The following is a 5,042-nucleotide window of genomic DNA, read 5'->3' as shown; positions in this document are numbered from 1 at the left end:
CGAGCGCCTCGGCCATCTGCGGCAGGGCCGGCAGCATCGAATCGATGGCGAGCGCGTTCGTCGCCATCAAGGCGGCGGTGAGGCCCACGAAGGGGTAGAAACCCATGCCGTGGCGCGGCCGGGCGATGGCGGACATGTCGTTCATGGCGATCGCGAGGTTTGCTGCGAGACCCGGCGGCTGCGGTCATCCGGCAGCGGCGGGCAAGATTCTGACCGCAGGATTAGCCCTGTCGAGCGCGCGGGGCAACCGGTCCAGCCGGCCATGGGCCATGCGCCGGGCGCGTTTCCCGGCGCATGGCGGGCGCATCAGGCCGGTTTCTGCATCTTGGCGATCAGGGCGTCGTCGATCTCGGCGGCGCGTCGTGCTGCCGGGCGCGCGGTGAGGCGGGCGCCATAGGCCTCGAAGGCCGGCCGCTTCTCGATCGTGCCGAACTGGAGGCCCCACAGAACCTGCGAGCCGACATAGACATCGGCAGCGCTGAAGCGGTCGCCGGCCACGTAGTCGTTGCGGGTCAGCGCATATTCGAGCGTGTCCATCACATCGGCATAGGTGCCGTAGCCGATGGCGCGCGTCCGGTCGGGCGGCACTTCCAGGCCGAAGGCCTTGTTGCTGACGGCGGCCTCGACAGGGCCGGCGGCGAAGAACATCCAGCGATAATACGGGCCGCGCAAACGGCTGTTCGGTTCGGGCGCGAGCCCGGCTTGCGGGAAGGCATCGGCCATATAGGCGCAGATCGCCGCGCATTCGGTGACGACCATGTCGCCATGGACCAGCGTCGGCACCTTGCCCATCGGGTTGAACGCCTTGTAGTCGGCGCTCTTCATCGACGCATCGAAGCCGAGGATCTCGGCGCGATAGGGCTGGCCGATCTCCTCCATCATCCAGCGCGCGATGCGCCCGCGCGACATCGGGTTGGTATAGAGCACGAGTTCGTCTGCCATCGTCTTTTGCCTCCTTGATCGGCCGAGGATGCACTCATCCTGCGGCATCGTCGTGACGCTGTCAGGAGCCTCGCCTGACGCGAGTCGTCCGAACTGCTATCGTGGCGGCGGAACAGGACGGGGACATGGACGAATCAAGCGTGGCGCGCAGCGTATCCGTCAGCGACGGACGGATGGCGATCGATGGGTCGCCGACCCGCTATGTGCAGGATGCGGCGCGGCGCTTCCGGCTGTCGGCCTCGGGGCTTCGCTTCGTCGGCGGCTTCGAAAGCCGTGACGGCCGGCTGGAGGAAAACCGGCGCTTCCTCGCCGAAGCGACGATCACGGATGGTGCCTTGCGCCGTGCCGGATTCGAGGGTGAGGCCGGCCCGATCGCGTTGACCTTGCGGCCCCTGTCGCAGGCCGGCGACCAGCCGCGCCTGCTGCTGATGCTTGGTTATCGCGACGAGGATGGCGTCTCGCTGCCTTTCGCCGAGGCCTTCCTGGCGCCTGCTGTCTTCGAAGCGCTCAAGGCGGACATGCTTGCCGGTCTGGCGCAGGAACTGACGCTCAGCGCCACGACAAGCCTCTGGATCCGCGAGGAGGATCGCGGGCGCGGGGCCGGGGAAGGGCTCGACTGGTATCTCGGCCTCGATGCCGACGGCCGCTCCGCCCAGCCTGCGCGGGGCTTCATCGAGACCATCGAATGGCGGCCGAGCCCGCTTGCGGTTCCGGCTGAGGCCGCACCGGCTCCCGCGCCCGCCCCGGCTGTCGCTCACGATGCCGAGGAAGACTGGCACGAAGGCAGCGCCGATGAACTGCGCCGGATCAACTGGAGCTTCCGTCTGCTCCTGCTGATGCTGGCCTTCCTGCTGATCATCGTCGCGATGAAATAGGGGGACGGGCGCTTAAGTCTCGTGGCGGCGGATGCGGCGGATCATTTCGTTCAGCGCCAGCAGCACCAGCGCCAGGACGAAGGGCAGGATGTAGTAGACCACCCGGAAGATCAGCAGCGCGCCCAGCACCTGCTCGTAGGGGAAGCGGTTGAGCGCGACGAGCATCGTCGCCTCGAACACGCCGAGCCCGCCCGGCGCGTGGCTGGCGATGCCGATCAGGCAGGCGAAGATATAGGCGGCCAGGAAGGTCGGGTATTCCAGGCCGTAGCCGCCGGGCAGCAGTACGAAGAGCACGGCGGCTGCCGCGCAGACCTCGCAGGCGCCGAGCGCCATCTGGCCTAGCGTGGTGCCGAGGCCCGGCAGGTGCAGGTTCCAGCCGCGCACACGGATCGTGCGCTCGTCCGTCGCGATCCAGGTGAGATAGCCGAGGATGCACAGGCCCACGAGCCCGCCGACGACCTGAACGACCAGCGGCGTTGTTCGCGCCAGCATCGCCACCGCATCGGCCGAATAGATCAGGCTGGCGCAGAGGATGGCGCCGAGCCCGAGCCAGAAGGTCAGGCCGGCGATGACAGTCAGGCTCGCGACCTCGGACGCTCGCACTCCCTTCGGCGAATAGATCCAGTAGCGCACGGTGCCGCCGGTCACGATCGGGAAGCCGAGCGTGAAGGAGACGGAATAGCTGGTGAAGGAGGCGAGTGCGGTGGTGCGATAGGGAATCGAGAGGCCGAGCCGGCGCAGCGCCAGCGCGTCGTAGCCGGTGAGCAGCAGGTAGCTCAGCGCCGTGAAGGCGACGGCAAGCCCGAGCTGGCGCAGGCTGGCCTTGGCGAAGGCGCCGGCGAGCTGGCCGGGTTCCATCCCGCTGATGATGTGCCAGAGCACGACAAGCGAGGCGCCGAAGATGACGATGCTCGCCAGCGGGCCGAGCCACCACCAGCGGCTGCGCTTGCGCAGGGGCATTCCGGGCTCATGCGGGCCGAACGACATGCGCTCTCGGGGTTGCGCGACGCAGCGGGCGCGGCGGCGCGGTGGCGGGTAGGGCTCGGATGAACCCCGCTCGACAGATAGCGCCTCGGCAGCAATGCACAAGCCGCTGCGACGAATGGGGTCTATGAAGGGTGCTGTCACGGGCAGTGTGCCGCTGCCGGATCATGGCTGGCTTAGCGGGCGCTCGAGAGGGAACAGCGACGAAGGGGCCGGCGTTCCTCGTTCAGATCCATGAGGGAGGCCCGCCATGCCGCGTGGAGACAAATCCGCCTATACCGACAAGCAGAAGCGCAAGGCCGAGCATATCGAGGACAGCTACGAGGAGCGCGGCGTCCCGCATGAGGAGGCGCAAGCGCGCGCCTGGGCAACCGTCAACAAGGATAGCGGCGGCGGCAACAAGTCCGGCTCCGGCCGGGGCAAGCCGGATACCAATGCGTCAGCCCGACGCGGCGGCAAGCTGGGCGGCGAGGCTTCCGCCGCGCGGCCGAAAGCCGAACGTTCCGCCTCCGCGAAGAAGGCGGCCGCGACGCGGAAGAAGAACGCCTCCTGATGCTCGTCATTGCGAGGAGCGGAGCGGCGAAGCAATCCAGGGGGTTTTGCGCTCTGCCGCCCCTGGATTGCTCCGCTACGCTCGCAATGACGGCTTGGCCTATCCGCCGATATTGAACGCGGCGAGCGCGGCCATATTGACGATGTCCGAATCCTTGGCGCCGAGCGGCACGATCTGGATCGGCTTGTCGAGGCCGACGATCAGCGGGCCGATCACGGTCGCGCCGCCGAGTTCCTGCAGGAGCTTGGTCGAGATCGAGGCCGAGTGGAACGCCGGCATCACCAGCACATTCGCCGGGCCCGAGAGGCGGCAGAACGGATACTGGCTCATCACCTCGCGGTTGAGCGCGACGTCCGCGGCCATCTCGCCGTCATACTCGAAATCGACGCGCTGGCTGTCCAGCAGCGCCACAGCCTCGCGCACCTTCTCCGAACGCTCGCCGGCCGGATGGCCGAAGCTGGAGAAGGCGAGCATCGCGACGCGAGGCTCGTAGCCGAGCCTGCGGCCAACGCCTGCGGCCTCGATCGCGATCTCCGAGAGCTGCCGCGCCGTCGGCATCTCGGTGATCGCGGTGTCGGCCACCAGCACGGTGCGGTCGCGCGAGATCACGATCGAAACGCCGATCACGCGATGACCGGGCTTCTCGTCGATGACGCGGCGCACCTCCTCCAGCGCGATCGAGTAGTTGCGGGTGACGCCGGTGACCATCGCGTCGGCATCGCCCAGCGCCACCATGGCCGCGGCGAAATGGTTGCGGTCCTGGTTGATCAGGCGCTGGCAGTCGCGGAACAGGTAGCCCTGTCGCTGCAGCCGCTCGTAGAGATATTGCGCATAGGCGCTGTTGCGGTGGGAAAGCCGGGCGTTCTGGATCGAGATGCCCTTGGATTCGAGATCGACGCCGAGGAAGGTCGCGGCCTCCGAGATGCGGTCCTCTCGCCCGACGAGGATGGCCTGGCCGAGCCCCTGCGCCACGAAGGAGGCGGCGGCGCGGATGACCTGTTCCTCCTCGCCCTCGGCGAAGACGACGCGCTTGGGATAGCGCCGGACGCGCTCGAAGATGCGGTTCAGCGTACCGGCGATCGGGTCGCGCCGCGCCGAAAGCTGCGCCTTGTAGGCGGCGGTGTCGACGATCGGCTTGCCGGCGACGCCGGACTCCATCGCAGCCTTCGCGACCGCCATCGGCACGACGTGGATCAGGCGCGGGTCGAACGGCACCGGGATGATGTAGTCCTTGCCGTAGCGCGGCCGCGAGCCCTGATAGGCGGCGGCGACCTCGTCCGGAACGTCCTCGCGCGCCAGCATGGCCAGCGACTCCGCCGCCGCGATCTTCATCTCCATGTTGATCGTGGTGGCGCGCACGTCGAGCGCGCCGCGGAAGATGAAGGGGAAGCCCAGCACGTTGTTGACCTGGTTCGGATAGTCCGAGCGGCCCGTCGCCATGATCGCGTCGTCGCGGATGGCGTGGACCTCCTCCGGCGTGATCTCCGGGTCGGGATTGGCCATGGCGAAGATGATCGGGTTCGGCGCCATCGAGGCGACCATTTCCGGCGTCACCGCGCCCTTCTGCGACAGGCCGAAGAAGGCGTCGGCCCCTTCGAGCGCCTGGGCCAGCGTGCGCCGGTCGGTCACCGCCGCATGGGCCGATTTCCACTGGTTCATGCCCTCGGTGCGGCCCTGGTAGATCACGC

The 5,042-nt window shown here is 68.1% G+C and carries 5 protein-coding genes; 2 read left to right on the top strand and 3 right to left on the bottom strand.

Going from position 1 to position 5,042, the window contains the following annotated elements:
* Nucleotides 1–306 precede the first annotated feature (306 nt).
* Nucleotides 307–942, bottom strand: a complete 636-nt coding sequence (locus tag Q0Q36_RS24890; RefSeq protein ID WP_293802551.1) for a glutathione S-transferase family protein — start codon at nucleotides 940–942, stop codon at nucleotides 307–309.
* A 125-nt stretch (nucleotides 943–1,067) separates the two neighbouring features.
* Here Q0Q36_RS24890 and Q0Q36_RS24885 point away from each other — a divergent pair, with 125 nt between their 5' ends.
* Nucleotides 1,068–1,817: a hypothetical protein gene (locus tag Q0Q36_RS24885; RefSeq protein ID WP_293802549.1), complete on the top strand. Its 750-nt coding sequence runs from the start codon at nucleotides 1,068–1,070 to the stop codon at nucleotides 1,815–1,817.
* 12 nt (nucleotides 1,818–1,829) lie between these two features.
* Here the strand turns inward: Q0Q36_RS24885 and Q0Q36_RS24880 are convergent, their stop codons facing one another.
* Nucleotides 1,830–2,777, bottom strand: coding sequence for a lysylphosphatidylglycerol synthase domain-containing protein (locus Q0Q36_RS24880; protein WP_293802547.1), 948 nt, complete (start codon nucleotides 2,775–2,777; stop codon nucleotides 1,830–1,832).
* A gap of 274 nt (nucleotides 2,778–3,051) precedes the next feature.
* On the opposite strand from Q0Q36_RS24880, the gene Q0Q36_RS24875 reads away from it, so the two are divergent.
* Nucleotides 3,052–3,354 carry a plasmid stabilization protein gene (locus tag Q0Q36_RS24875; protein ID WP_293802545.1) on the top strand — a complete coding sequence of 101 codons (303 nt, stop codon included), beginning with the start codon at nucleotides 3,052–3,054 and terminating at the stop codon, nucleotides 3,352–3,354.
* 99 nt (nucleotides 3,355–3,453) lie between these two features.
* On the opposite strand, the gene Q0Q36_RS24870 is transcribed toward Q0Q36_RS24875, so the two are convergent.
* A partial coding sequence (locus Q0Q36_RS24870) for a phosphate acyltransferase (protein ID WP_293802544.1) occupies nucleotides 3,454–5,042 on the bottom strand: 1,589 nt, incomplete at its 5' end.

Source organism: uncultured Allobosea sp. (genome assembly GCF_945957345.1).
In the GTDB taxonomy this organism is placed as follows: domain Bacteria; phylum Pseudomonadota; class Alphaproteobacteria; order Rhizobiales; family Beijerinckiaceae; genus Allobosea.
The sequence above is the reverse complement of the archived record's forward strand: the minus strand, read 5'-3'. Positions and strand labels throughout refer to the sequence as shown.